This window comes from Sporosarcina sp. Y1004, from assembly GCF_057669665.1.
In genome coordinates this window covers 1-23,313 of sequence record NZ_JBYHFQ010000044.1, presented here as the reverse complement: position 1 = coordinate 23,313, position 23,313 = coordinate 1, and the positions used below count along the sequence as shown (strand labels likewise).

Annotated in this window: 30 protein-coding genes and 1 pseudogene; 22 read left to right on the top strand and 9 right to left on the bottom strand. The window is 37.7% G+C overall.

From position 1 onward, the window contains the following. Window positions 1-567 precede the first annotated feature (567 nt). Window positions 568-1,380: an STAS domain-containing protein gene (locus AC25Y6_RS18955; protein ID WP_488144110.1), complete on the bottom strand. Its 813-nt coding sequence runs from the start codon at window positions 1,378-1,380 to the stop codon at window positions 568-570. Between the two features lie 1,292 nt (window positions 1,381-2,672). Between AC25Y6_RS18955 and ltrA the strand changes: the two genes are divergently transcribed. Further along, a complete protein-coding gene (gene ltrA, locus AC25Y6_RS18950) occupies window positions 2,673-4,490 on the top strand; it encodes a group II intron reverse transcriptase/maturase (RefSeq protein ID WP_488144109.1) in 1,818 nt (605 codons plus the stop codon). Between the two features lie 390 nt (window positions 4,491-4,880). On the opposite strand, the gene AC25Y6_RS18945 is transcribed toward ltrA, so the two are convergent. From AC25Y6_RS18945 to AC25Y6_RS18920, 6 genes are all read right to left on the bottom strand, one after another. Then, window positions 4,881-6,212 (bottom strand): right-handed parallel beta-helix repeat-containing protein, encoded by a 1,332-nt coding sequence (locus AC25Y6_RS18945; RefSeq protein WP_488144108.1) that lies wholly within the window; start codon window positions 6,210-6,212, stop codon window positions 4,881-4,883. A 674-nt stretch (window positions 6,213-6,886) separates the two neighbouring features. Continuing rightward, entirely contained in the window at window positions 6,887-7,459 is a 573-nt protein-coding gene (locus tag AC25Y6_RS18940) for a hypothetical protein (protein WP_488144107.1), read from the bottom strand. A 71-nt stretch (window positions 7,460-7,530) separates the two neighbouring features. Further along, window positions 7,531-7,674: a hypothetical protein gene (locus tag AC25Y6_RS18935; protein ID WP_488144106.1), complete on the bottom strand. Its 144-nt coding sequence runs from the start codon at window positions 7,672-7,674 to the stop codon at window positions 7,531-7,533. 3 nt (window positions 7,675-7,677) lie between these two features. After that, window positions 7,678-7,833: a Ku protein gene (locus AC25Y6_RS18930; protein ID WP_488144105.1), complete on the bottom strand. Its 156-nt coding sequence runs from the start codon at window positions 7,831-7,833 to the stop codon at window positions 7,678-7,680. Between the two features lie 135 nt (window positions 7,834-7,968). Further along, window positions 7,969-8,094 (bottom strand): hypothetical protein, encoded by a 126-nt coding sequence (locus AC25Y6_RS18925; protein ID WP_488144104.1) that lies wholly within the window; start codon window positions 8,092-8,094, stop codon window positions 7,969-7,971. Between the two features lie 67 nt (window positions 8,095-8,161). After that, complete coding sequence (locus AC25Y6_RS18920) at window positions 8,162-8,986, bottom strand: STAS domain-containing protein (protein WP_488144103.1); 825 nt, start codon at window positions 8,984-8,986, stop codon at window positions 8,162-8,164. A 349-nt stretch (window positions 8,987-9,335) separates the two neighbouring features. Between AC25Y6_RS18920 and AC25Y6_RS18915 the strand changes: the two genes are divergently transcribed. Next, window positions 9,336-9,755 (top strand): hypothetical protein, encoded by a 420-nt coding sequence (locus AC25Y6_RS18915; protein WP_488144102.1) that lies wholly within the window; start codon window positions 9,336-9,338, stop codon window positions 9,753-9,755. Window positions 9,756-9,865: 110 nt separating this feature from the next. On the opposite strand, the gene AC25Y6_RS18910 is transcribed toward AC25Y6_RS18915, so the two are convergent. Continuing rightward, a complete protein-coding gene (locus AC25Y6_RS18910; RefSeq protein WP_488144101.1) occupies window positions 9,866-10,207 on the bottom strand; it encodes an STAS domain-containing protein in 342 nt (113 codons plus the stop codon). A 159-nt stretch (window positions 10,208-10,366) separates the two neighbouring features. Here AC25Y6_RS18910 and AC25Y6_RS18905 point away from each other — a divergent pair, with 159 nt between their 5' ends. The 3 genes from AC25Y6_RS18905 (at window position 10,367) to AC25Y6_RS18895 (ending at window position 12,425) form a co-directional block, all read left to right on the top strand. Further along, a complete protein-coding gene (locus AC25Y6_RS18905) occupies window positions 10,367-10,747 on the top strand; it encodes a tyrosine-type recombinase/integrase (RefSeq protein WP_488144111.1) in 381 nt (126 codons plus the stop codon). Window positions 10,748-10,901: 154 nt separating this feature from the next. Beyond that, window positions 10,902-11,453 (top strand): tyrosine-type recombinase/integrase, encoded by a 552-nt coding sequence (locus tag AC25Y6_RS18900; protein WP_482106532.1) that lies wholly within the window; start codon window positions 10,902-10,904, stop codon window positions 11,451-11,453. Between the two features lie 840 nt (window positions 11,454-12,293). After that, window positions 12,294-12,425 carry a hypothetical protein gene (locus AC25Y6_RS18895; RefSeq protein ID WP_488144100.1) on the top strand — a complete coding sequence of 44 codons (132 nt, stop codon included), beginning with the start codon at window positions 12,294-12,296 and terminating at the stop codon, window positions 12,423-12,425. 122 nt (window positions 12,426-12,547) lie between these two features. On the opposite strand, the gene AC25Y6_RS18890 is transcribed toward AC25Y6_RS18895, so the two are convergent. After that, on the bottom strand, window positions 12,548-12,895 hold the full coding sequence (locus AC25Y6_RS18890) for a hypothetical protein (protein WP_482106530.1): 348 nt from the start codon (window positions 12,893-12,895) through the stop codon (window positions 12,548-12,550). Between the two features lie 444 nt (window positions 12,896-13,339). Between AC25Y6_RS18890 and gvpJ the strand changes: the two genes are divergently transcribed. From gvpJ to AC25Y6_RS18805, 17 genes and pseudogenes are all read left to right on the top strand, one after another. Continuing rightward, on the top strand, window positions 13,340-13,567 hold the full coding sequence (gvpJ, locus tag AC25Y6_RS18885; RefSeq protein ID WP_482106529.1) for a gas vesicle protein GvpJ: 228 nt from the start codon (window positions 13,340-13,342) through the stop codon (window positions 13,565-13,567). A gap of 48 nt (window positions 13,568-13,615) precedes the next feature. Continuing rightward, the gene (gene gvpT / locus AC25Y6_RS18880; protein WP_488144099.1) at window positions 13,616-14,086 is read left to right on the top strand and encodes a GvpT/GvpP family gas vesicle accessory protein; all 471 of its coding nucleotides are present in this window, start codon (window positions 13,616-13,618) and stop codon (window positions 14,084-14,086) included. Between the two features lie 32 nt (window positions 14,087-14,118). Then, window positions 14,119-14,568, top strand: coding sequence for a gas vesicle protein GvpQ (gene gvpQ, locus AC25Y6_RS18875; RefSeq protein WP_488144098.1), 450 nt, complete (start codon window positions 14,119-14,121; stop codon window positions 14,566-14,568). 27 nt (window positions 14,569-14,595) lie between these two features. Beyond that, on the top strand, window positions 14,596-14,856 hold the full coding sequence (gene gvpA, locus AC25Y6_RS18870) for a gas vesicle structural protein GvpA (RefSeq protein ID WP_482106526.1): 261 nt from the start codon (window positions 14,596-14,598) through the stop codon (window positions 14,854-14,856). Between the two features lie 64 nt (window positions 14,857-14,920). Then, window positions 14,921-15,184 carry a gas vesicle protein GvpO gene (gvpO, locus tag AC25Y6_RS18865; protein WP_488144097.1) on the top strand — a complete coding sequence of 88 codons (264 nt, stop codon included), beginning with the start codon at window positions 14,921-14,923 and terminating at the stop codon, window positions 15,182-15,184. A gap of 27 nt (window positions 15,185-15,211) precedes the next feature. Further along, window positions 15,212-16,117: a gas vesicle protein GvpN gene (gene gvpN, locus AC25Y6_RS18860; RefSeq protein ID WP_488144096.1), complete on the top strand. Its 906-nt coding sequence runs from the start codon at window positions 15,212-15,214 to the stop codon at window positions 16,115-16,117. A gap of 25 nt (window positions 16,118-16,142) precedes the next feature. Beyond that, on the top strand, window positions 16,143-16,910 hold the full coding sequence (locus AC25Y6_RS18855; RefSeq protein ID WP_488144095.1) for a GvpL/GvpF family gas vesicle protein: 768 nt from the start codon (window positions 16,143-16,145) through the stop codon (window positions 16,908-16,910). Beyond that, window positions 16,910-17,164, top strand: a complete 255-nt coding sequence (locus AC25Y6_RS18850) for a gas vesicle protein GvpG (protein ID WP_482106522.1) — start codon at window positions 16,910-16,912, stop codon at window positions 17,162-17,164. The genes AC25Y6_RS18855 and AC25Y6_RS18850 overlap by 1 nt, the downstream gene beginning before the upstream one ends. A gap of 12 nt (window positions 17,165-17,176) precedes the next feature. Next, the gene (locus AC25Y6_RS18845) at window positions 17,177-17,983 is read left to right on the top strand and encodes a GvpL/GvpF family gas vesicle protein (protein WP_488144094.1); all 807 of its coding nucleotides are present in this window, start codon (window positions 17,177-17,179) and stop codon (window positions 17,981-17,983) included. 19 nt (window positions 17,984-18,002) lie between these two features. Next, on the top strand, window positions 18,003-18,278 hold the full coding sequence (locus AC25Y6_RS18840; protein ID WP_488144093.1) for a gas vesicle protein: 276 nt from the start codon (window positions 18,003-18,005) through the stop codon (window positions 18,276-18,278). Next, a complete protein-coding gene (locus tag AC25Y6_RS18835) occupies window positions 18,244-18,528 on the top strand; it encodes a gas vesicle protein K (protein WP_482106519.1) in 285 nt (94 codons plus the stop codon). The genes AC25Y6_RS18840 and AC25Y6_RS18835 overlap by 35 nt, the downstream gene beginning before the upstream one ends. Before the next feature lie 22 nt (window positions 18,529-18,550). Continuing rightward, the gene (locus tag AC25Y6_RS18830; RefSeq protein ID WP_488144092.1) at window positions 18,551-18,877 is read left to right on the top strand and encodes a gas vesicle protein; all 327 of its coding nucleotides are present in this window, start codon (window positions 18,551-18,553) and stop codon (window positions 18,875-18,877) included. Between the two features lie 250 nt (window positions 18,878-19,127). Next, on the top strand, window positions 19,128-20,489 hold the full coding sequence (locus AC25Y6_RS18825; protein WP_488144091.1) for a hypothetical protein: 1,362 nt from the start codon (window positions 19,128-19,130) through the stop codon (window positions 20,487-20,489). 5 nt (window positions 20,490-20,494) lie between these two features. Next, window positions 20,495-20,899 (top strand): gas vesicle accessory protein GvpU, encoded by a 405-nt coding sequence (gvpU, locus tag AC25Y6_RS18820; RefSeq protein WP_488144090.1) that lies wholly within the window; start codon window positions 20,495-20,497, stop codon window positions 20,897-20,899. A gap of 604 nt (window positions 20,900-21,503) precedes the next feature. Next, window positions 21,504-21,755 (top strand): hypothetical protein, encoded by a 252-nt coding sequence (locus AC25Y6_RS18815; RefSeq protein ID WP_488144089.1) that lies wholly within the window; start codon window positions 21,504-21,506, stop codon window positions 21,753-21,755. Between the two features lie 203 nt (window positions 21,756-21,958). Beyond that, complete coding sequence (locus AC25Y6_RS18810; protein ID WP_488144088.1) at window positions 21,959-22,162, top strand: hypothetical protein; 204 nt, start codon at window positions 21,959-21,961, stop codon at window positions 22,160-22,162. Between the two features lie 511 nt (window positions 22,163-22,673). After that, window positions 22,674-22,958 (top strand): annotated as a pseudogene (locus AC25Y6_RS18805) (group I intron-associated PD-(D/E)XK endonuclease); the annotation flags it as partial. Window positions 22,959-23,313 lie beyond the last annotated feature (355 nt).

Sequence of the window (23,313 nt, the reverse complement as noted above, 5' to 3'; positions counted from 1 at the left end):
GGCAGCATTCCTGTTTGAAGGATGTTCGGGGTCTTGAAAGAAAAAGAGCCCTCTAGTATGATGCATGAGCGTCAACGACCATTGATCCATCATCAAACAAGGAGGACTTCTCTATGCAGTTTAATATGAAATGATTTTTTCCTACCCCTGCTATTGTTGCGCACACCGTTCTATTTTCTACATAATAAAGGGATGTCGTTGATGACTCTTTATTTCATCACAAGTATTCAACTTTATAACCTAGAAATTCTAAATGTTCCATTCTACTGAAGGTATTGTGACTCTTAGAGCGTTCTATTTGCTTCCAGTAAAGCTTATTGAATTGATCTAAATTTTTTCTTAATGTGCATGAATATATATAAAAACCCTTAGAAACTCCTAATGGAATTTCCAAGGCTTTAGATAGTATGCTATTTCTAAATTAATTTTGCTAAGTTTATAGAATTCAACCTGAATTGATGTGAAATGTCTTGCTTAGTTCCATTAATTTCAATAACCACAAATTGTTCTTCAAAACGATCCACGATACCCATAAAAAGTGTCTCTAAGTTAATAAAATCCTAAGTGTTATTCAAAACTTTCCAATGCTATTTTTAAGTTAGAATAAATTGTGCTGCGAGATAAATCTATTCCTTCATTAATAGCCAATTGAGCCAATTTGGGACTAATTCCAGTTGATATAATGTCTATTCCCATTAAACGAAGCATTTGTCCAATTTGGTTAAGATATTTGACGTTTTCTTTGTCTAATTTATAAACACCTGAAAAATCAGCGATAACACAATTTACCCCTAAATCAGACATTTTAGGAAGTAGATTTTCCATCATATATTGTATCCGGTATGAGTCGATGTCTCCTACCAATGGCAGGACAATTATGCCGTCCTTAACAGGAACAATTGGGGTAGATACTTCTGCTAATTCAATCTGCGCCATCTTTTGATACTCGTTCACAAGAAATTCATAATTAGAAACAGTTTCATTAAGGCTTATATCTAACATATGATTTACCTGCTTTATAAGCTTACTTAGTTCTTTCAAGCTAAGATTATATTCCAATCCCAATTCAGTTAATATATCAGTAATAACATCCCTCGTTGGCAAATACCTAACTACAAGAGTAGAAAGATTCCCATCAAGTGAAACCATAGCTGCATTCTTTTTACTCCAAACTAATAGTAATTCAGGTGTTTTTTCTTCTTCACTAATTATGTATTCACCTATAAAACTTACAAACTCAATATACATTGTAACAGCTTGATCTTGTTCCCATTTAGGAATATCCTGATTCAGAGAATTAAGAACACCGTTAACAATTTCAATAGCCAATGATTCTTTATTACTGAGAAGATGATTAGAAATGTTGTTAAGTGAGTTCATAATTCTTTCTCCCTTTTTGTTTGCCTTCTTATCAATGATAAAAATATGAACTATTTATGTCAAGGTGAAGGTACTGATTAACACCAAAACTTCATAATACCCCCCGTTGTACTTTTACGGGGTTAGTTGAAGAGTGTTGTTTAAGTTGTGTTCAACAATCGGTCCATTATCTGGAAAAACGTATTGTGTAAATGAAGAGGATTTGAAATAATTGGTATTAAGTTAACGGGCAGGATCATTAATAAAGGTTTTTTAGAGAATTCAGAATTGAAAGAGGGTTGTTATGGCAGTTGTATTAGTAAGTATTTGTGCGACATTAATTATTTTTATGACAGTTTTCAAACTAATCACAGTGTTTAGGATAGTCTACAAAAAAGGAGAAATAAATACTAGCAAGTTTATAGTATTAGCTACCTCTTCAATAGCTGTAGGTTTAATAATTTCTATATCCCTATATTTTGGATACCAAAGATTTTGGCACTTTTTATCTAATTATTGAACGTTTATCTTCAACAAAAGGGCGCGATTGTTTGTGCGAAATGTTCCTAACTCAAATGAAATGTGGTCACACAGTTTCGGTAAAGGTTAGGCAGTTTTAGGTCTCCTAAAACTGAAGGGTTATATCGAGAAGTCGAATGAGGAGGTAACGCTCTGAAAGGCTTCCCCTGCGTCGAGTAGCACGTTGATCAGTAAGGAAATGCGTGTTATAAGCTCGGTTAATAGGCGTGAGAATTTACCGTAACAGTTTGGCTGACGAAAGCCTACCCGATGGGGTGGTGTAAATCATGATGCTTGGGTTGAACAGATATGGTGAGAATGTAATGTAAATACAATAAGATACTGTATTGCTGACGAACTTCCGAATGTACGGGTCTAGACGCGCGTTATATAGAAATGTATTTACTACCATATGTAGGGTTAGCTGTGGATGAGTAAGAATAGACAATATAAAAATCCACCTTGTGTTACAGGCACATGCAATGCTAACAGGCTCATAGGAAGCACCTAAGTTTGTTCCATAATAGATATAACTCAACGTTGTAAGCTGATAACGTGGAGGGCTTACTCTTGATGAAGCGTTGAAAAGGAAAATAGTCGTGAGACTAGCGACTGTATAACTTTTCTTCATATCAGTGAAAGTGGTGGTACAGTACCGTCGAAGCGTGTAATGAACGTGGAGGGATAGCCACTAGACTAATAAAAGATTCATTCAACCATGCAAGACAGTTCTTATACGATTAATAAGGTTCTTGTAAGACTAATAGAGGTTCAGCTCCGAAGGAGCCACCGACTTGTTAAAACGAAAGAAACTGAGACACAACGAGTATTATGATATGCAATATCATTTTGATTCTTTATATGCTCAAAGTGCCAATGGTCAAAATTTTTATGGATTACTCGATTTAATGCAATCCGATGAAAACATTCGATTAGCTTATCGTAATATTAAACGAAATACGGGTAGTAGAACCGCTGGATATGATGAACTAACGATTGAAGATATAAGTCAATTATCCGTTGGAGAAGTTGTATCGACGATACAACGAATGTTTGGACGTTATACACCCAAAGCCGTTCGACGGGTCTTCATCCCAAAGGCAAATGGGAAAACACGCCCTTTAGGGATTCCGACTATTTGGGACAGATTGTTCCAACAGTGTATTCTTCAAGTGCTTGAGCCCATCTGTGAAGCAAGGTTTTATAAACACAGTTATGGTTTTAGACCAAATCGTAGTACACATCATGCAAAATCCAGGTTCGAGACGCTTATTAACCGGGCGTGTTTATATCACTGTATAGACGTCGATATTAAAGGGTTCTTCGACAATGTAAATCATGCCAAATTATTAAGACAAATGTGGTCGCTTGGTATCCGTGATAAGGCATTACTCTCTATTATTTCGCGTCTTTTAAAAGCTGAAGTGATAGGAGAAGGATTCCCAACCAAAGGTACCCCTCAAGGGGGAATATTATCACCCCTGTTATCTAACATTGTATTAAATGAACTAGATTGGTGGGTTAGTAATCAATGGGAAAGCCTTGAAACACGAAAGCCATATAAATCGTATGCTGGTAGATACAATGCATTGAAAAAATCGAACTTGAAACACTGCTATATCGTAAGATACGCTGATGATTTTAAAATTCTTTGCCGCACTCGCTCGCAAGCGATAAAGATGCATTATGCAGTGAAAGATTTTCTTCAAACAAGACTCCACCTTGAAATTAGTGAGGAAAAATCGAAAGTGGTCAACTTAAAGAAAAACTCATCAGAGTTTTTAGGGTTTCGTCTTAAGGCACATCGGAAGCAGACGAATAAAAGAACTCTTTATGTTGCCCAATCAAATATGACCAAAAAGTCACTCGATAATGCACAGATAAAGCTTAAACAAGCAATAAAGGTAATTCAGAAACACCAATCACCCGAAAATGTTTGGCGATTCAATACGGTAATAATGGGGATACAGAATTATTATTCCGCAGCGTCGCACATCACATTAGACTTAAATAAGCTGAGCGGTCGTCTTAATAAAGCGTTATTCAATCGTTTAAATGAAATGAGAAAAGAAGCAACGTTTCAGGACCTCACAAAAACTTTACAGAAGCGGTATAAGGGTTACGAATGTAAACTTTATAAAATAAAAGGAATGGTCATTGTCCCAATTCATGCCCAACGTTGTAAAGTGAACCTTAACTTCTCTCAATCAATCTGTAACTTCACTACCGTAGGTAGAAATAAAATCCATCAAAGTTTGCGGGCAATTAATAAACAAGTCCTCACTTATATGATGAAGCAATATATACCAAGTCGCTCTATCGAATATAACGACAATCGGATTAGCCGGTTTATTGCACAATACGGGAAATGTGCCATTACAGGAATTGAATTAGGACGGAACGATTGCCACTGTCATCATAAAATACCTTTTCATCTAACACAAGATGATTCATACGGGAATTTAATGATAGTGCACGAACCTGTTCATCGTCTCATTCATATGAAGAATCTAGAGAAAATACAAGTACTTTTAAACGTGCTAAAGTTAAATGAAAAACAACTTGAAAAGGTTAATGAATTGCGTGAGCTATGCCTGAACGAAGCAATCTGATTCTACATTTCATCTTGCATATACATAAAAATATTGAATGAATTGGATTAGTTGGAACGCCGTATGAGGTGAAAGTCTCACGTACGGTGTGAAGTGGGGGAAAAGCTGGAGATAACTTCAAAGGTTTACCTATCACTATAATAAGCGTCGCTGTTCTTCTTAAACTAACGGGTGCGTTACTGAAAGATGGAATAGAAATATATAAGAAACGAAAATTAGATGTGATATCAAGATTGTCCAGACTAAAATAGTTTGGGCTTTTTTGATTCTTCCTGTTGAAACCTTTATTATTGAAGGAACATATTAGATTGCTGTCTAGTTTTGAATGGTATTATTTTCGCCATATTTACCGCCACTAATCTCTTTTTTGGTTTACTATCATTATGCACTTTATATATTACTCTTCAAATCCTCTTGAATGTCTGAATAGTAGTAGTATCTTCGCGTAAAATAGATTTTCATAAAATTCAACGTCTCTGGATAGACTGAATCCTCTTTCGGTAAAATAGGAGAATGCGCTGTTTTAACGGGTATAAATTCAGTATGTTCTTTATCGTATTTTTTATATTTAGGATTAATACGGATAAAATCCTCCTCATAATTAATTACAGTATTTGTAGAAAGAGCTTCTTTATTATCCTCACTTAACTCATTATATGTTACATCATATTCAGAACCAGAATCACTGTTTTTCCAAGCTAAAAATTGCATTGCCCGCGGTATATCTTCAAATACATTATTTTGGAAGGTAGGGTTGATGGCACCACTTGCCATAATCCCACTGTTAGCATTATTTTTATCTGAGTCTACATTTTTAAACGTATTGTTTTCTATCGTTGCATTACTCCAGTTCAACACGCGAATGGCATCCTGACGCATTTTCTCTATTTTATTATTCCTGATAATGATTAGGTCATGATATTTCCCATTGGAATATTTATGTGTGCCGATTGCCCGGTCCAGGTCGTAGAAAACGTTTTTTTTTATCGTCATATTGGAGTTAGGTGTTTTATCGAACTTACTCCACTTAGAGCTCCAGCCATTCGTAAGCTTGTCAGGAGTATCGATATTGATCGCTTCTTTGATTTCAGTTGATGAAGGTTTTGAATTCATAAATTTATTGTTGGATATAACAGCATCCTTTGTTGCATCAATCTCAATGAAATGGCCTGAATACATGTTTAGAAAATTAATATTTTCGATTCTGATATTTTGATTATGGCCGGCAATAATAGCAATACCATCCTTTTCGAAATTCAAGTCAATCGTCGCTGTACCAGATCCAATGATGGAGATGTTTTTTTCACCATCGTATTCACCATAGACACTTTCTTCTTTGCCGAGAGAAGGACGGATAAATTGAAAAATTGATTTATCAGCATCGAATTTAGATGTACCAGTTTCATTTCCATTTACAATTTTTGCACCATCTTCTAGTTTAATCGTTACATTTGAAGGTACGAACAATACGTTTGACACTGTATAAGTTCCCTTTTCTAATACGAGTGTGCCTCCATCTGATTCTTCAAGTTGTTCAAGATATGAACGAATTAAATAATAATGTTTAGTATACTCATTATAGGTTGAATTGCTCATTAAATTTCTATTATATGTTTCTCCGCTTGGTTTAATAGTATATGTTTCTGTCTTAGCTTCAATTGACTTTGTAGGATAGATAACCAACAAAGTCAACGCAACTAAGGTCAGTAAAAACTTTTGCATAACCCCTATGTTCCTCCTAGAAATTGCTTATAAGTATTTTTAGAAAAATTGGCGCTCGCCAAGCCTTTAGGCGAATGCCTTAGTTGCACTTATACAAGTAAGAAAGTTTTTATACTTTCTTACTTGTTAAATAGAAATCAAATCCAATTTGCTTTACAAAAGAGTTTGTCTACTCCCTAAACTGTATACCCCAAAGACAATTAAATAATCGTATGGAAAGGGTATTTCAGTACCGCTGAAAAATGCAAATAGAAGTAATTTATACGTTTTCCGGATATATAGAATATATAAAAAACATGACTAACTTTTTAATTGCATTTATCGATTAGAAACATTGCTTATAAAAAAGACATCGCTTACATCATAAATATAGGACTCTATGAATTCCCAAGAGAGATGTTAAAGGGAGTTTGGTCTAGTTTGGCACCTCTTAAGGCGTGGAACGACTACAAAAAATAGGGGAGAAACAGTTATGAATATAAAGTCTAAATTAAGAGTTGCAATTATTGGTGGGGGATGGTTGTGGAATTCCAATTTCATGCAGTGGATGCTTCAAGGCCGGCTGCTAAGTTGATAGCTGTTTGTTCACCGAATTGTACGATAACGCCTAAGATAAACGATGTGCATTACATCTTCGATTTGTCTTGGATTCCCTTTATAATACTTAGTTCAGCCTATTTCTTATCATCTTCCAACTCCTGTATATCTTCCATTTCTTTCTGATATTGATCTTCTACATCACTTGTCGCGGGAATAAAAGGCTCATCATTGAAGTCGGTACGTTTACCATACCGAAGCATTTCATAAATAATCATTCCGTTATTTGGCTTCCCGTTTACGGTTCTCATGGGAATGACGTCAAAAAGTAAATAATAGAAGGCATAGAAAATAAACCGCTCCCAAAAAGTTTTGTATTCCTGAAGCATTCCGTTGGCTAGTAGGGCATTGATGGTGACAGCAAGTACCAGGTTGATTATAATTGGAACTGCATAAATACATATGTATGCAAAGTTATTTTTTCTAATCAACGAGTCGTAGGAAAACCAACTATACACATGATAATATTTTCGTACGTCGATTACGCCTAGTTTGAAAATCCGAGGGCCAGATCCAATCGTTAGTTTAGGGTTTTTAACCCCAAAAATACCGCTGACGATAAAGTAACCGGACTCCCTCAAAAATCTAACAACCAGCAAGATGATAAATCCTGATATGATTAAGGACGCTAAATCTGCGAGTCCAAACATATTACTATTTCCCCTCCTGTCAAACAAACCCCAACTAGCTAAAATACCCATTTATGAGGAAAATGAATCCTTTATGTAGAAATACAAATTTCGCTATCATCGGGCGTATCCGTTGCGGGTATATCACTCTTCAGACCATCCAATTCTACATCCGTAATGACAACAAATTGGTCAGTCGCATACTCATAGCCCTCTACAAGAGATTTTGAATCCACATTCTAGTTACATATAGGGCATACCTTTTCCTGCTTAATTGGTTTCTTACATTTATCGTGGATCTTTCTTAATTTAATACCTTTGTCTTCCGTGGCTGCATGTAAATTTACAGGAATTGTTACAAGACACGATATGGCACCTTTCCAGACTCTGTGCATTTAAATCACCTCATGATCATTATCACCATAGAGATAAATTCTAATACTTATATGCAAAGTAAAAGCGACCCATCCACAGATTTGATTGTGGGTAGGTCGCTTTGTTTTTGGTAGTGTAATATTTATTGAATTAATTTACTTTAATACCAGATCTAAATCACTGTCTTCATTTCCTTTTATCGTGATTTCAAAAGGTAAATCGTCACCATCAATACTACCTGTACTTAATATAAAATCTGTGCTCATTATGAGTATCTCCATTATTAAGAAAGCGAATTATTGTGCTAAGCTTACTTTCTTCTTTGTCGTCCTCGATTTTCTAACTTTATTATTTTAGTAAGATTTCATTTAATGCTTGTTGTAAAGTACCAAAGGTTTTCGTTTCTTTATTAATATTAATACCTAAACTATTCAACTGTCTAACAACATCTGGACGCAAACCAGTAATGATTGTGCGACATCCCATCAAGGAAGTACTGTAAATCGTTTTCATAAGATGTTCAATTACATTACTTTCCATACTTGCTATGCCAGATAAGTCAATGATTAATGTTTGAACATGAAGTCTGTTAACCTCTTCTAAAACCTTTTGCTCTAGGATAGTTGTTCTAATTGAGTCCATTGCGCCAATTAAGGGAAGTATACATATGCTTGGTGTTATTGGAATAATAGGGACTGATAAGTTTGCAACTATTTCCCTTTGAGCCGAAATCAATGAATCTTTAAATGTTGAATAGCTAATAAAGAATGAATTTAAAAAGTCATCAATTTGACTATTAAATTGTTTTTCCAATATAAAAACCATATCAATCGTGAACTTTTTCTCATCCTTGTTATATTCTTGTATGAAGTTCCAAAGAGTCCTGCGAATCGCTTGTACCCATTCCAGTTTAAAAGTTAAAGCTATGGAATGTGTAGCCCATGCTATTCCTTCGTGTTTAGCAAATAACTGAAGTTCCGTAAGTTTATCGCCATCAATGACATAATTAACTAGTTTATGTGCATTGTTAATGAGGTCAACTTCCCCAAATCTTAAGATATCGTCAATTTTATCTCTTACATTTCCAGCTTGACCTAATAATTGGTTTTCAAAAGCTTTTTTATGATCTTTAATATACTGTTTAATTTCCTCATCTATCCATACCTTATCCAAAACTCTTCCCCCTCAGATTAATATCCACTGAATCTTTTTTTCCATATATATACACTTTAAACTAAAAAAATACTTATAACAACAATTAAACCGCCATCTGAACTTCAGGTAATTAACTAAAATTGAATAATAAAAGAATAAAGGACAGAAAATTTGGCTAATTACTGCTTTTTTGTATTTTTATTCAGATGCGTGAGTTGTTTGTCTTTGTTTGATGCACAGGCCCTTTAAGAGAATTGAAATTGCTGACCGAAGAACAGCAAAAAGAATTGAATCAACAATTGATTGATGAAAAGGAAGATGACTAGTTTCATATTATATATTTCGAAACTTTCTGGGGGGATATATTATGTCTGAAAGTAATGAAGATGTTGTTGAGGAAGAACGTCAAGAAGAAAAAAGTGAAGAAGAAATAGAAAAAGAGAAAGTTAAGAAAGAAGAAAAAAATAGTAGAGCAGATGAGTTATGGAAAGCCATTCAAGCTGGAGATGATAAAAAACTTACTACTCGTGTAGCAAGTATTTTGAATAGATATCCTGAAACTAGAAACTCGGATCTTACACTTCAAATGCAATACTGGCGTGTCTACAATGATTTGAATTCTGATACTGTCGACTTAAAAAAATTATACACATTAGAACGATTACCCTCTATTGTAAAACAAGAACTAGGAGAAAATTTTAAACTTCATTATGAAGATCAATTAGTCATGGATCAACTAATCCTGATGGAGTCTCATAAGAGTATATTTTTACAATTTGCGGATTAGTTCGCAGCAGCGATTAATAGGAAATATAACAATCCAGGTACTAACAATAAAGACGAATTTGGGCTACACCAACATATTGAGCTTATGCGGGAACTCGAATTTCAATATAATCATACGGTTGCATCTTCGTTCCCGCTTTCTTCCATTTCAATATCCATAACTTCTCCTAAGCCAGTTATATCAAAAAGTCTTTTCAGACGTGTGTTAACGCCAACAATTTTAACATGTCCTCCATTTGCCTTGACAACTTTATAAAAACCAACAAAAACACCCAGTCCTGTACTATCCATATAATTAACTTCGGACAAATCCAATTCAGCTTGTGTATCATTTGCTTTTTCAACAGTTGCAAGACGTTCTCTTAACATTGGTGCTGTGAAGGCGTCAATCTCACCGACAATTTTGAAACGCTGAACACTATTCTCTTCTAATAACTCAACTTGCAAATCCATATTCATACCTCCGAATTTCTTTATTTTTATGATAACGCATACTATAAAATAGGGTATCCATTATTATAAAAATTAACCTTTTCAATAATTATATCTTAGAAACTGCACGTCTAAATGAGGTTAAAATTTCTGCATAATTCCGATCCATCGACTTAATCAATTCAACACGCACATCCGTTCCCTCCTCTTTTAAAAGTCATTCTACTTCCTTTTGACGGACGGTTACAGAAAATACTCGAGGTACTATTCGAGCAGAATCGGATCATCCGAGAAGAGAAGGGCGTAGTTAATGATTACGTATTTATCACGCAGCAGGGCGAGGGCATTATTAATCCTAATGCGCCGAAGTCCAACTCAATAGCGAAGCATCTGAATTATTATAAGCGGACTTATGGAAATCGAAACATAAATCCTCACGGGCTACGTCGGGGCTTCGCAAAAGACATATACAAGCGTAGCAAAGGCGACTTAGCACTCGTAAGCAAGGCGTTAGGTCATTCAGACTTCGCGGTATTTGCATTTGGGTTTAGTTCCGATTAATCGCATATCTTTGGGCTAATCGCTGATGTAAGCTTTAGACAAAAGGATACATCGGAAATCGCGTAGATATCGCATTTAGTAGTTGTGTTCCATTTAGACGTATGGTATATTCAATAAAAAGACATAACCGTACATCTAAAGAGGAGCGAAATTCATGCAAAAAGTACAGCCGATTAGAACGACCGAGGATATCGAGAAATTCATCAAGGCAATAATTCTAGCTTCACCGTTGACAGCGGATCGCAACGTTCTTCTATTCAAACTCGGAATAACAACGGGGCTACGAATAGGCGATATCGTACAGATGCGTATCGAAGACGTTAAGGGGCGTAGTAGCGTTCTCGTCAAGGAAGGTAAGACGAAGAAGATGCGCGAGGTCTATCTTGACGACATCATGCCGGAGATAACCGACTACCTAGACGGACAGCCGTCGGAGGGCTACCTATTCGCGTCGGCCAAGGGTGGGCACATATCGACTACACAGGGCTATAGGGCGCTCGCCAAGGCCGCTGATTTGCTCGGCTGGGATTTCATCGGAACGCATTCTCTACGTAAAACATTCGGCTATTTCTACTATAAGAAGACGAAAGACATCGTAACATTATCGGAAATACTTAATCATTCATCGCAGCGAATGACGCGCCGTTATATCGGTATACGTGATGAAGAGATACGCGAGTCTGTCCGTGGTCTAGACATGTTCTGAGCGGACAGCGCCTCGATGTAACGTATACAAGCAGACGAAACAAAGCCGTTATTTAACGCTTGAAACAAAGCGTATTGATAGCGGTTATTTACGTGCGTGGCAATAGGTACGGCGGGGGAATCCGGCTACCCCCAAGTGCCCCCTCCAATATCGCTGCGGATGCTCAATGCTACTTACGCGCAATAATTTTATGTTATGGACTTTATACCTTTGCGTCTAATCCGATATAAATTAGCGTACAACTTTTTGAACTCGGGGCGTCAATCGCAATAACCGTTCCCACCCGTAAAATATTCGCCGTATCAAAATTACATTGTAAACTTTGTTTTTGTTCCATGAAAACTCAGTATCTGTCTTTGTTAACGAACTTCCATATAACCCCGTAAATTGAACTCTATTCTAATTTCTGTCCAGCATAATAGATTGTTGGAAGCCTTGGTTCCTAATCAAACACAAATACAACACATGGTATTTAGAAATGTGATATCTACAAGGTTAATCAACACATTTACACGTCCTCCTAAGACATAATTCAAGTTAGAAGAAGTTAAGGGATTAAAAAACCGCTACAAACGTTGTATTAACAGCGTTTGTAGCGGTTTTTTAATTTTGGGGAATTCGTTAAAAAAAGATAGAAAGTGATACCGATACGATCATTTTCTCAAAAAAGATGGGAGAGTTGGGTAATCTGTATTTGTGATAGCTGCGAAAACCCGAACAGGATTTCGAAACGAAAGGACTCAGCTTATTTACATACAGATCTGGATGACCTTAAAAAGTTCGCGAAACTAACGAGGGTACATGAGTGATGGACCGGCGTCCGTGGAGGCTGTTGTATCGGTGGGAAGAGACTCACAAAGTCTGGTCTTATCAACCACTTTGGGTAAGGAGTTAACGAGTTTATTTACATTGCCAGAAGGAATCGTAGTCATCGTAGCTAGCGTGCTGTTGATGCTATCGGGGTATGCGTAGGGCGATTGAATAAGAGAGCAGTTGACACAAATTACGAACAAAAAACTATTAAAACGAGATTTAAATATAAAAGAGAATCCATTCCAGGATTCCCATTAGAAAAATAAAAATTGTTTACCGTTTTAGGATAATCGCCAAGACGGAATTAAAGAGTGAAATTGAAAAAAGTAGCTCATCACAACATGAATAAATGAATACAAAGCTAATGTTGTTAGATAGGTAAGAAACCAAGTGGCTAGGGGTTTATTTAAAAATAGGTAAAGCAATAACATCCCAACTGGAAATGGTATTAATACAATTAGCCATATAGGGGCGCCAAATGCTTCGGTAATCGCACCTAACGAAACAACGGAAACCCCGATTATAATAGCTTGCCAAACAGCTATACCATTTTTGATTAGAAGACTACCTAAAAAATAGGAACAAGCAGTGAGTATAGTTGCTAAAAGAAAACTAAAAAAATAATTCATAATACCCTCCTTTGTTGATTTATCTATTTTCGATTGTACCAAAGGGCAGTTAGTAAAATAAGGAATAACCAAAATATTTAAGGAGCTCATCACATTTTGAACCTGTGAAAATCAGAATGGGAGATAAAATGAAACCTATCGACATAAGGAAAGTGAGTAATCTTGAAATATAAAGAATTACAACACTACATTCAAAGACAGTTAATACGTAGTTCGAACATAAAGCGAAGGGAAAAAATGAATCCAATAAATGGAATATCGAGAATGGCTGAACATATACCGCATGAAGCGTTGCAGGACATTCAGTGTTTTTAAAGAACAGGAATTTGGGCGTTGGTTAATATTCCCTCGTTTAATTGAGTTTAACACAGGTATATACATAACGTGGCCAGTTATAGAAACGCAACTCCAGCCAGGTGAAATAATGGAGAGGAGGAAGCGATAATGAGTGTTCAAAAAAGTACAGATAGTTCAAGCCTTGCTGAGGTGATTGATAGAATTTTAGATAAGGGAATTGTGATTGATGCCTTTGTAAGGGTGTCTCTAGTCGGGATTGAAATAATTACAGTGGAAGCCCGAGTGGTTATCGCTAGTGTGGATACATGGCTTCGATACGCAGAGGCTGTTGGCCTATTGCGGGATGAAGTCCAGGATCAAGGTCTGATTAGTTAGTAGAATTCAAGAAGAGCAATTAAGTTATTAAGAAAGGGTGAACAGAAAATGAGTAGTCAAGAATCCAATGAAAGCTATGAAGTGGTGGAAAAGGAAGAACAAAAGCAAACGGAAAGTAATCAGCCACAAGAGAAGAAAGGTCCGAATTATTCCATGAACTTTGCGCTGATCGGCGGTGTGGTTGGAGCAGGAATCGGCTTGCTTGCCAATCCGGATACGAGCAAGAAGACCATGGGAAAATTAGGTGAATCTGAATTGGTGAAAGTGGCGAGCGAGGAATTCAGAAAAACGGCTCAGGAGCTTCTAGCAGGGCAAGCGCAAAACAGCATCAAGCATCTTGCTTCAGGGTATATGAGTAAAATCGAACAAGGGCTACTATCCCCGAAGAAGGGTGATAACAGTGTTCCAAACACGGAAAACCAACAAAGCTATAACGAAATAAAAGAAGAAAACAAACAGTTAAACAATCGCCTTGAAAAAATTGAAGAGATGCTGAATAATCTCGTGGCTACCAAGTGATAACAAGTCTTTAACTCGAAGGGGGTTAGTGTATGGACAAGCAACTGGCACAAACTGCAGGGAAAGTGGCCGAAAAGGTGATTGAACATACGCCAGAACCGATTAAAGACAAAGTAAAAGAAGTTGTAGTTGATAAAGCCAAGGAGAAAATTGTCGAGAATGTCCAGGACAAGGGACATCAATTAACCGAAAACCTGGAGAATGCTAAAGAAAAGTTAGCCGATAAAGTTGGAGTCAATGCAGGAGAAGCGAAGGGGAAAACCCAGGATTTACTGCTTTCAGCCCGGGATAAGCTTGGGAAAGTGGTCGAGGCCGGGGAAGAACTTCAGAAGAAAGTCTCCTCGGCAAGTAAAAGTGATGATAAACAGAAAGTGAAGGGTGTCTCGGACATTAATGGAATTGGCTCGATCAAGACGTCCAAGGACATTAGGGGAGCCACCAAGATTAAAACTATAAAAGACATCCGGACCATTGGTTCTTAAAAGGATTAACGAAAGGAGAATGCAATAATGGCACTTCAAAAAAGTACAGACAGTTCAAGTTTAGCAGAGGTTATTGACCGAATTCTGGACAAAGGGATTGTAATTGATGCATTTGTAAGAGTATCAGTTGTCGGGATTGAAATTTTGACAATTGAAGCAAGGGTGGTCATTGCCAGTGTCGATACATGGCTGCGATATGCAGAGGCGGTTGGGTTGCTACGAGACGGTGCTGAAGAAGACGGTCTTGCCCTCAAGTCGAATGAAGGAAATGCTCGATTTAGTATCTAGAAATCCGCTTGTGTCGCTAGGGTTAAGGCAACTCTGGCATGCTAGCTTTTAGCAGGAGGCTACCATGGAAATTAAACAGATAATCGGAAATGTGACGGAATTTTTTAATGAATTTGTTGCCCCGGTCCATAAAATTACTTCCATAGAAGCAAGTGATGATAATGGCTGGAAGCTGACGGTGGAAGTCATTGAGGAAAAGGAATATATGAAGAAATATGCAAAGGATGAAATGCTTGGCGTTTATGATGTCCTTCTCGATGAGGAAAAGGAAATCACATCCTATAAAAGACGGGATATCCGTTTTAGAAGCTCTATCAATATGGAATAGTAAGTCTTGTGAGTAGGAGGAAACAGAGTGACGGTCTTAAAGGATAAAATCGACAAGAATTCACGGACAATCATTCGCGATGAAAAGACGGAGGAACTGCTTTCCCGTTCGCTGCAGTACATGAAAGCCGGGTATCCAATCCATTTAACAGGCCCATCTGGAGCCGGTAAGACATCTCTTGCTCTTGCACTTGCTAAAAGAAGAAAAAAACCTGTCATGCTCATACACGGCAACCATGAGCTGAACAACAAAGATCTGATAGGCGACTTTACAGGTTATACGAGCAAGAAGGTAATCGACAATTATATACGGTCCGTCTATAAGCGGGATGAAAACGTGACGGAGACGTGGAGGGATGGACGATTGCTGGAGGCGGTTAAGAATGGATACACGCTGGTTTACGATGAGTTTACACGTTCATTGCCCACTACTAATAACATCTTTCTATCCATTTTGGAGGAAGGTATCCTTCCGTTGTACGGTACCAAATTAACTGAGCCTTTTGTCCGAGTCCATCCTGACTTTGCGGTGATTTTCACTAGCAATCCGGATGAATATGCGGGGGTTTACCAAACGCAGGATGCACTTCTTGACCGGCTTATCACCATTTATATCGATCATAAAGATCATGACCGTGAGGCGGCAATCGTAGCCGATAAAGCCAACATCGATGAAAAGGACGCTACAGCCATTACGGAGTTGGTCGCCAAGCTGCGCAAAGAATGCATAGAAGAAACCGGTCCAAGTCTTCGGGCATCCATCATGATTGCTAGGTTGGCGGCAGAACAAAAAATTAAGATTGATGGATCCAATCCTAATTTTGTACGACTGTGCTTGGACATTCTAGGTCACCAAGTGAGCAGGTGTATCGAATCCGATGAACCGATCAAAACAGCAGAGAGATTAATCAAAAAGGCCTGCAGCAACATGTAACCAAGTAATAAAGGAGGAATTATAAATGAGCCAAGAAGAGCAAAATGGTATCTATATTTTTTGCGGAATCCAGACAGAAACAGACGAAGATTTCGGCACGCTTAATATCGAAGGCGAAACCAAAGAGCTGTTTACCATAAGCTATAAAGATGCAGCCATTGTAGCAGCCGAGGTTCCGATGAAAATCTATCATCCGAATAAAGACAATTTACTTATGCACCAAAATGTCGTCTCGCAAGTGATGAAAATGAACGACACCGTGATTCCTGTCAGCTTCGGCAATGTATTCCAGTCCAAGGAAGACGTTGGTGTGTTGCTAGAAAACCTATATCCGCAGTTTGAAAAACTGTTCCCTGCGATAAAGGGGAAGGTGGAGTTAGGTCTAAAAGTTATCGGCAAAAAAGATTGGCTGGAATCACTTGTCGCCGAGAATTCGAAAATCGATAAAATGGCAAAGGCTGTGCAAGGGAAATCTGAAGCAGCCAGCTATTACGAAAGAATTCGGATTGGCGGAGCTGCCCAAAAAATGATCACTTCACTACAACAGGATGTAAAGCAGGAAATCTTCAGCCCATTGACGGAGCTAGCTGAAGCATCCAAGACCAACGACCCGATTGGGGAGAAAATGCTTCTTAATGCAGCCTTCTTAGTAGACCGAGGAAAAGAAGCAGATTTCGATGAAAAAATTAATGAAACATACGAAAAATGGAAGGACAAGGTAGAGTTCAGCTACAGCGGACCCTGGCCTGCATATAATTTCATCAATATCCGTTTAAAAGTTGAGGATGCCTGATGATCCATAAACTGGTTTCCGCTCCAATCAATCTGGTCATCAGAATCGGTGAAAAGGTAAAAGAGGAAGCTGATAAAGAGCTTTACGACCTTCCGACAATCCAGAAAAAGCTGATCCAGCTTCAAATGATGTATGAACTTGAGGAGATACCAGAAGAGGTATATAAAGAAAAAGAAGAAGATTTGATCCTACGATATGAAATGGCAAAACGAATGGAAATGCAGCAATGGGAAGAGATGACAAAGAAGAAATGAGGAAAGGTAAAGATGGACAGTCTAATTTACTTATATGGATTGATACCGACAGAGGAAGTAAGCAAACAACAGATACCTTCTAATAAAGACTTCGATGGAAAAGGCCACATGTACACCCTCACTATAGGCAAGGCAACTGCCGTTGTCTGCGACCTTGATGCTGAACAGTACTCGGAAGAAAGTATTAAGGAACAAATTAACAATGACATGGAGTGGCTCCAGGAAAAGGCTTTTCACCATCACGAAACTGTCATGATGCTCTCAAAGATGTACACGATAGTACCCCTGAAGTTTTGTACGCTGTTTAAAAACCAGGCAAGTTTGGAAAACACAGTACAGGCCAAGGAAGCGCACTTATTTGATACATTTGCCTCGATTCACGGAAACGAGGAGTGGAATTTGAAAATATACTGCGATGATCAATTGCTAAAAGAACAGGTGAGTGAGAGCAATCCGGCCATTGCAGCAAGAAGAGAAGAAATAAGCCAACTTTCTAAAGGAAAGCAATTTTTCGAGAAGAAAAAGCTAGACAAACTGATTGAATCCGAGCTGGAAGAAGAAAAAAACAGAATAAGTGAAAACATTCATGGACATCTAAGCGAAATTGCGCTAAAAGGAAATGTCAAAAAAACTTGGAGCAATGACGTAACGGGAAGAAAGGATGAGATGACCTGGAATAGCGTCTATCTGATTCCCGCAGCAGATGTAGAAAACTTTTTAGGACAGATCCAGCAATATGAAAAGGACATGAAGGGAATGGGATGGCAGTTTGAAGCAACTGGGCCATGGCCAGCCTACCACTTTTCTAACTTTTCATAAGTGAGGATGAGATGAAACTATGGCATTAAGAGAATCGATGGAAAACAAGGATATAGCGCTCATTGATATTTTGGATGTCATCCTAGATAAAGGTGTTGCGATCAAGGCGGATTTAGTGATTTCCATTGCTGGCGTAGATCTTGTGTATTTGGATTTGAGAGTATTGATCGCTTCAGTGGAATCTCTCGTACAGGCCCAAGCGGGAAACCATAAAACCGTATCTTCAGAACAATTTGAAAGACAGAGGGAGGCATTGACTGATGCTACCGGCCAACCAAACAAGTGGAAAGATTAATTTAGACCCTGATAATGCGGAGCATGGATTGGCGCAATTGGTGCTGACCGTAATTGAGCTATTACGACAAATAGTGGAAAGGCACGCTATTCGGCGGGTCGAAGGCGGAACGCTGACGGATCAGCAAATTGAGGACTTAGGCGAAGCATTGATGAATTTGGAAGAGAAAATGGAAGAGCTAAAAGAAATATTCGGTCTGGATGCCGAAGACTTGAATATTGACCTGGGTCCTTTAGGAAGCTTGCTTTAATACAACACAAGGAGGACTTTAAATGGAACATTCCATGCAATCCAGCACGATTGTAGACGTACTTGAGAAGATACTGGATAAAGGAGTGGTGATTGCAGGAGACATTACAATCGGCGTTGCGGATGTAGAACTGCTCACCATCAAAATTAGGCTGATTGTTGCTTCGGTCGACAAAGCAAAAGAGATCGGCATGGACTGGTGGGAAACCGATCCCTATTTATCTTCCAAAGCGGTTGATAGCAATACGAAAGCTCTAGAGGAAGAGAACCGAAAGCTCCACGAAAGGCTCGAAACTCTCGAAAAGAGTATATCAGCCAACGGACAGAAACCTAGTGTTTTCAACTATTAAACGATAACTAATCTAATTACAATTATAAAAATAAGAAAGTGGTGACTAGCTCCTAATTGCTACACAAGCTACGTCCATCCATAAAGAATATATAGCCATATCCTTTGTACTTAGCAAGCAATAGGGGCGTGAAGAATGTGACCACCAAGTATGTGGTTCCGGGACGTTCGGCAAGCGCAATGAATGAAGTATAAGCAACAATTATATAAGCGATACTAAAATAGGAGGAAACAACATGACTGAGACAATCTTGAAGGAAAATCAAACTGAAGGAAATAAAAAAGGCAATCTTAAACGATCACTAGCAGGAGGCCTGATCGGTGCAACCGTCGGATACCTGGCTACTCCTGAAAGTGGTCAAAAGCTAAGCGACAAGGGTTTGGACTTGGGACATGCAGTGAAAGACAGCTCGAAGAAAGCCGTCAATTCCATTAAGAATAATGCATCCAAGCTGTTTTCAAAAGAAGGCGGGAATACTTCCGACGATCATGAGCCATCCAACAATGCTTCTGAATTAAACAATGTACAGGATTCCTCTCAAAAAAATAAAAGCATTTCAGATCGTCTAGACCGTCTGGAAGGTTTGCTTGCCAAACTATCAGAAGGAAAGAATGGACAAAATAATCCAACTGCAGAGGCAAATAAAACTTCGAAGGAATCGGAAAGCGTATCCAACCAAAGCTATTCACAAGATTCTGCCGTGGACAATCAAGAGGAAGATAAAAGCAAATATGACAGCAAAGAGTCTGGCTCTGTTTTACAAAATCCCTTAAAGGACGATTCAACAGATACAGAACAGCAAGAAAACGGTGAAGAAGAGCAGGAAGAGACTCAATATGAAGATAAAGATAAAGATAACGAGGAAAAATCCAAGGCAGATGATCAATCAACTAACCAGGAATATGAAACTTTAAAAGCAGAAAATGAACAACTTCAGGATCGCCTGAGCAAAATAGAAGAGCTTCTAGTAAAACTAGCTGAAGACAAAAATGGCCAAAGCCAGGACTCGACAGAGGAAGAAGACCAGAACGAAGAAGAGAGCCCTGATGAGGACCAGAATCTAGATAGCAGCCAAGGAAATGATGAGGCAACGGCTAGCAAGGATGAAAGTGATGAAAAGCAGGATAAATCCGATGAAGAATCTGCTAACTTGGATGAAGAAAAAGATGAAACGGAAGCTTTAGGTTACGACCAGGAAGATGAAGATGAGTCAGAACTTGAGGAAGATGAAGAAACCGAAGATGACGATAACTCAGAGGCTTCTGAAAAGGAAGAACTTGAAGAACCAAAAAAAACTCAAGATTCCGGGGTTGAAACGGAAGATGAACAGGAAGACGATGAGGAAAATAAAGAAGGCAAGCAGAATCAGGACAAAGACGCGAGCGAAGAAATTGGAGAACATGACGAGTTAAAAGAAGGAACGCCGAATAAAGATCAAAAAACAAACAGCAGCACTCGTTCGGATGCTAAATCTGAAAAAGCTTCCAAGCAGAAATCAGAAAAAAAAAACGAATTCCAAAAAACAAACACAAAAAGTAAGGGAAAAACGTACAATGTAAACTCCGAAGATGAGGAATCCTATCTGCTTTTGGACGGATTAAGAAGGGAGTAGTAAAAATGAGTAATAGTTCTGGACATAATAAAGATAATATACTTGAGTTTTTGGTGCAAGCAGCGAATAAGCACGACTTCAACTTGGATATCACATTAAATGTTAAAGGAGCTGTCATTACCGGTACAATGGTATCGGCAAAGGAATACTTCAGCACCTTGAGCAGTACTCTCGAAGATGGAAATGACATTGCCCAGTTGCTGAGTGAACAGCTGGATCAGGCTGGTGAGATTGCCCAGAAAAACGATGATACCGGGGCGGATTTTCTCCATATGAAAGACACCAAGGTATATTGCGGCGACAGCAAGCCAACTCCTTCAAAGGGACAAGTTCTTTGGCGCGGCAAATTAAGCGAGATTGATGGATTCTTTTTAGGTAGAATATTAGATGGCAGCGGCCAGGAGACATAATTGTTGATGAAAATGTCAAATGTCTCCGTATCTACAGCGTTTGTGGAGGAAGTCATTTCAATACAAAAACTGTAGGAGTTCCATCCTAGGTTTTTAAATCGAGTTTTCTTATCAATGTATCTATATCAAATTGGTGGAACTTGCATAAAAACTCTGTTTCAATTGGGCCATTAATAATTACGTTTGCAGTTGGATTAGCAGTTTAACAATTTACGAGTATAGATAATCCTATTACAAATAATAATATGATGAATCTAATCGATGAATATAAACAGATATTATAAATTGAGTGGTATTTTAATTAGTATCTGTTTGATAGTTATAATAATGCTTTTGACTCTTTCAAGTGAGATTCAGTTGATAAATGTATTGAATTTTGTAATAGAGTCAAAAGGAAAAACTATAGTCCCCCTGGCCAACCAGAGGACAACGATTGATTACAGCATTGCGCTGTGTCATTTGTTGACCTCTTTTTTATTTCAAAAATGGGAGTGAGGGAAATGAAGTCGTTGCGAATTGAACTGATTGAAAAAGGGTTTTCTGATGCTCGTGCAGGCGAGATAAAGCAGAAAGGTAGTAAGGCTAAGGGCAAACCAGAGAGATAATGAAGAACTTGAAAACCGTGATCAAGCAAAAAGAAGAAATTGAGATTCTACAAGGATTTGTAGATTTAGTTGAATCCTTCCATCCGAAGACGTTAGAAGAGCAAATCATTAAAGAGTACGCATACATAGGTAGTGTTGAAAAGGTTGCAGCTAAAGTAAATGAAATGGGTTATTCGAACAGTCGACCTTTTAGAAAGAAGATATATCGAACATTATCAAAAGTAAACCTTCGGGAGATTTGCACAAATTGATTAGGTCAGGCTACTTAAAAAAGACGAGACATTATATATCCTACCAACTATACTTTTCAATTTCACTGTGATTATACACAGAATATATAAAATGCTATAGAGAGCTATAGACCAAATGGGTTTTAGCCCTTTTTATATTTTTGATTATTCCTTTTGAAACATCTAATATGGAAGGAACATATTAGGTCGATGAGGTGAAAACTATGGCGAAAATAATTCCATTCAAAACGAAACACCAGTTGGAAACAGAAAAGGCAGTAAGAGTTATGCGTGAGTGGGAATCCCACTTAGAATGGAAAGATGCAAACTGGCACAATGTGATAAAAAGAGAGGAAAAAGAAGTAATTGATCTATCAAATGAGGAAATTGAATGGCTGAATGTTTGGTTAAAGAAGGATGATGATTAACGGAAGATAATGTAATTGAATTACTGTCTTGCAAAATTTATTGTTGGAAATCTTGGTTTCTAATCAAACACAACACAAATACAACACATCGTATTTAGAAATGTGATAGCCACAAGGTTTATCGATACATTTACACGTCCTCCTGGGACATAATTTGAAAAGTAGATTCAATAAGAAACACCTGAGACGTTGTTAATTCAATGTTTCAGGTGTTTCTAATTTTGTTGAGAATCCGGTTGGAATTAATTTTTTATGAGAAATAACTACACAAATTTCAAACAGGACAAGTGACTAGCTTATTTCAGCACTATGCTTATGAAAGAAATATCGAATGTTCTACTGATATGTCGTTTATAAAATTGGAAATAATTTTCCCTATCAATCATAATGGATATAATTCAAAATTGGGACTGATAGTTATGAAAACGGTAAGATTCTTGTTTTATTTTTAAAGGAAATCAGTGATGTTTCTATTGAGCAACGACACATTACAGGAAAGAGGTGAACAACCTTGTATCATCACACTTAGAAAAAGGGAGATTTAGGAGTTTTAAAAGCCCAGGTCGATTTACACCAAAAGGGCTATATGATATTGATATCCCATACCGAACATTCCCCATTTGATCTTGTCGTTTATAAAGATGGTAATTTCAAAAAGGTTCAAGTCAAGTATAGGGAGTTAACTTCTAGAGAGATTCTAGAAGTCAGATTTCGTTCATCTAATTGCAACACAAAAGGAGCAGTTACATCAGTTGTCGAAAAAAATGAAATTGATGTGCATTGCGTTTATTGTCCATAAACCGATGAATGCTATTACTTTGATCCCAGCCATTGCGAAGCAGAATCCTGATTTCTGTGAAGGTAGACCTAAGTAATTCATTAAAAAGTAAGAAGTACACGATTTACAGGTATTGGAAGTGAGTTCCTATACGCACACTAATCCGTGCCAAAAGAGAAGTAGCTAGAGGGGGCAGATAGTGATGGCCAAGAAATCACTTTTAGAATATCAAAGGGAATATGAAAGGATCATCCATGCAGATCAACCAAGAAAAGATATTCTACTGGCTGGTTTAATGACTGAAATGGAGAAACAATTCAAAATCCCGGTGTTTAGGAATGAAGTATGGGAACGAGAAAATATAAAGGTAATA

Coding starts and splice junctions, on each gene's coding strand:
- AC25Y6_RS18955 (WP_488144110.1), bottom strand. CDS start 1,380: ATGAACTCACTTAACAACATTTCTAATCATCTTCTCAGTAATAAAGAA.
- AC25Y6_RS18945 (WP_488144108.1), bottom strand. CDS start 6,212: ATGCAAAAGTTTTTACTGACCTTAGTTGCGTTGACTTTGTTGGTTATC.
- AC25Y6_RS18940 (WP_488144107.1), bottom strand. CDS start 7,459: ATGTTTGGACTCGCAGATTTAGCGTCCTTAATCATATCAGGATTTATC.
- AC25Y6_RS18930 (WP_488144105.1), bottom strand. CDS start 7,833: ATGCACAGAGTCTGGAAAGGTGCCATATCGTGTCTTGTAACAATTCCT.
- AC25Y6_RS18925 (WP_488144104.1), bottom strand. CDS start 8,094: ATGGAGATACTCATAATGAGCACAGATTTTATATTAAGTACAGGTAGT.
- AC25Y6_RS18915 (WP_488144102.1), top strand. CDS start 9,336: ATGTCTGAAAGTAATGAAGATGTTGTTGAGGAAGAACGTCAAGAAGAA.
- AC25Y6_RS18910 (WP_488144101.1), bottom strand. CDS start 10,207: ATGGATTTGCAAGTTGAGTTATTAGAAGAGAATAGTGTTCAGCGTTTC.
- AC25Y6_RS18900 (WP_482106532.1), top strand. CDS start 10,902: ATGCAAAAAGTACAGCCGATTAGAACGACCGAGGATATCGAGAAATTC.
- AC25Y6_RS18890 (WP_482106530.1), bottom strand. CDS start 12,895: ATGAATTATTTTTTTAGTTTTCTTTTAGCAACTATACTCACTGCTTGT.
- gvpJ (WP_482106529.1), top strand. CDS start 13,340: ATGAGTGTTCAAAAAAGTACAGATAGTTCAAGCCTTGCTGAGGTGATT.
- gvpT (WP_488144099.1), top strand. CDS start 13,616: ATGAGTAGTCAAGAATCCAATGAAAGCTATGAAGTGGTGGAAAAGGAA.
- gvpQ (WP_488144098.1), top strand. CDS start 14,119: ATGGACAAGCAACTGGCACAAACTGCAGGGAAAGTGGCCGAAAAGGTG.
- gvpA (WP_482106526.1), top strand. CDS start 14,596: ATGGCACTTCAAAAAAGTACAGACAGTTCAAGTTTAGCAGAGGTTATT.
- gvpO (WP_488144097.1), top strand. CDS start 14,921: ATGGAAATTAAACAGATAATCGGAAATGTGACGGAATTTTTTAATGAA.
- AC25Y6_RS18855 (WP_488144095.1), top strand. CDS start 16,143: ATGAGCCAAGAAGAGCAAAATGGTATCTATATTTTTTGCGGAATCCAG.
- AC25Y6_RS18850 (WP_482106522.1), top strand. CDS start 16,910: ATGATCCATAAACTGGTTTCCGCTCCAATCAATCTGGTCATCAGAATC.
- AC25Y6_RS18845 (WP_488144094.1), top strand. CDS start 17,177: ATGGACAGTCTAATTTACTTATATGGATTGATACCGACAGAGGAAGTA.
- AC25Y6_RS18840 (WP_488144093.1), top strand. CDS start 18,003: ATGGCATTAAGAGAATCGATGGAAAACAAGGATATAGCGCTCATTGAT.
- AC25Y6_RS18835 (WP_482106519.1), top strand. CDS start 18,244: ATGCTACCGGCCAACCAAACAAGTGGAAAGATTAATTTAGACCCTGAT.
- AC25Y6_RS18830 (WP_488144092.1), top strand. CDS start 18,551: ATGGAACATTCCATGCAATCCAGCACGATTGTAGACGTACTTGAGAAG.
- gvpU (WP_488144090.1), top strand. CDS start 20,495: ATGAGTAATAGTTCTGGACATAATAAAGATAATATACTTGAGTTTTTG.
- AC25Y6_RS18815 (WP_488144089.1), top strand. CDS start 21,504: ATGAAGAACTTGAAAACCGTGATCAAGCAAAAAGAAGAAATTGAGATT.
- AC25Y6_RS18810 (WP_488144088.1), top strand. CDS start 21,959: ATGGCGAAAATAATTCCATTCAAAACGAAACACCAGTTGGAAACAGAA.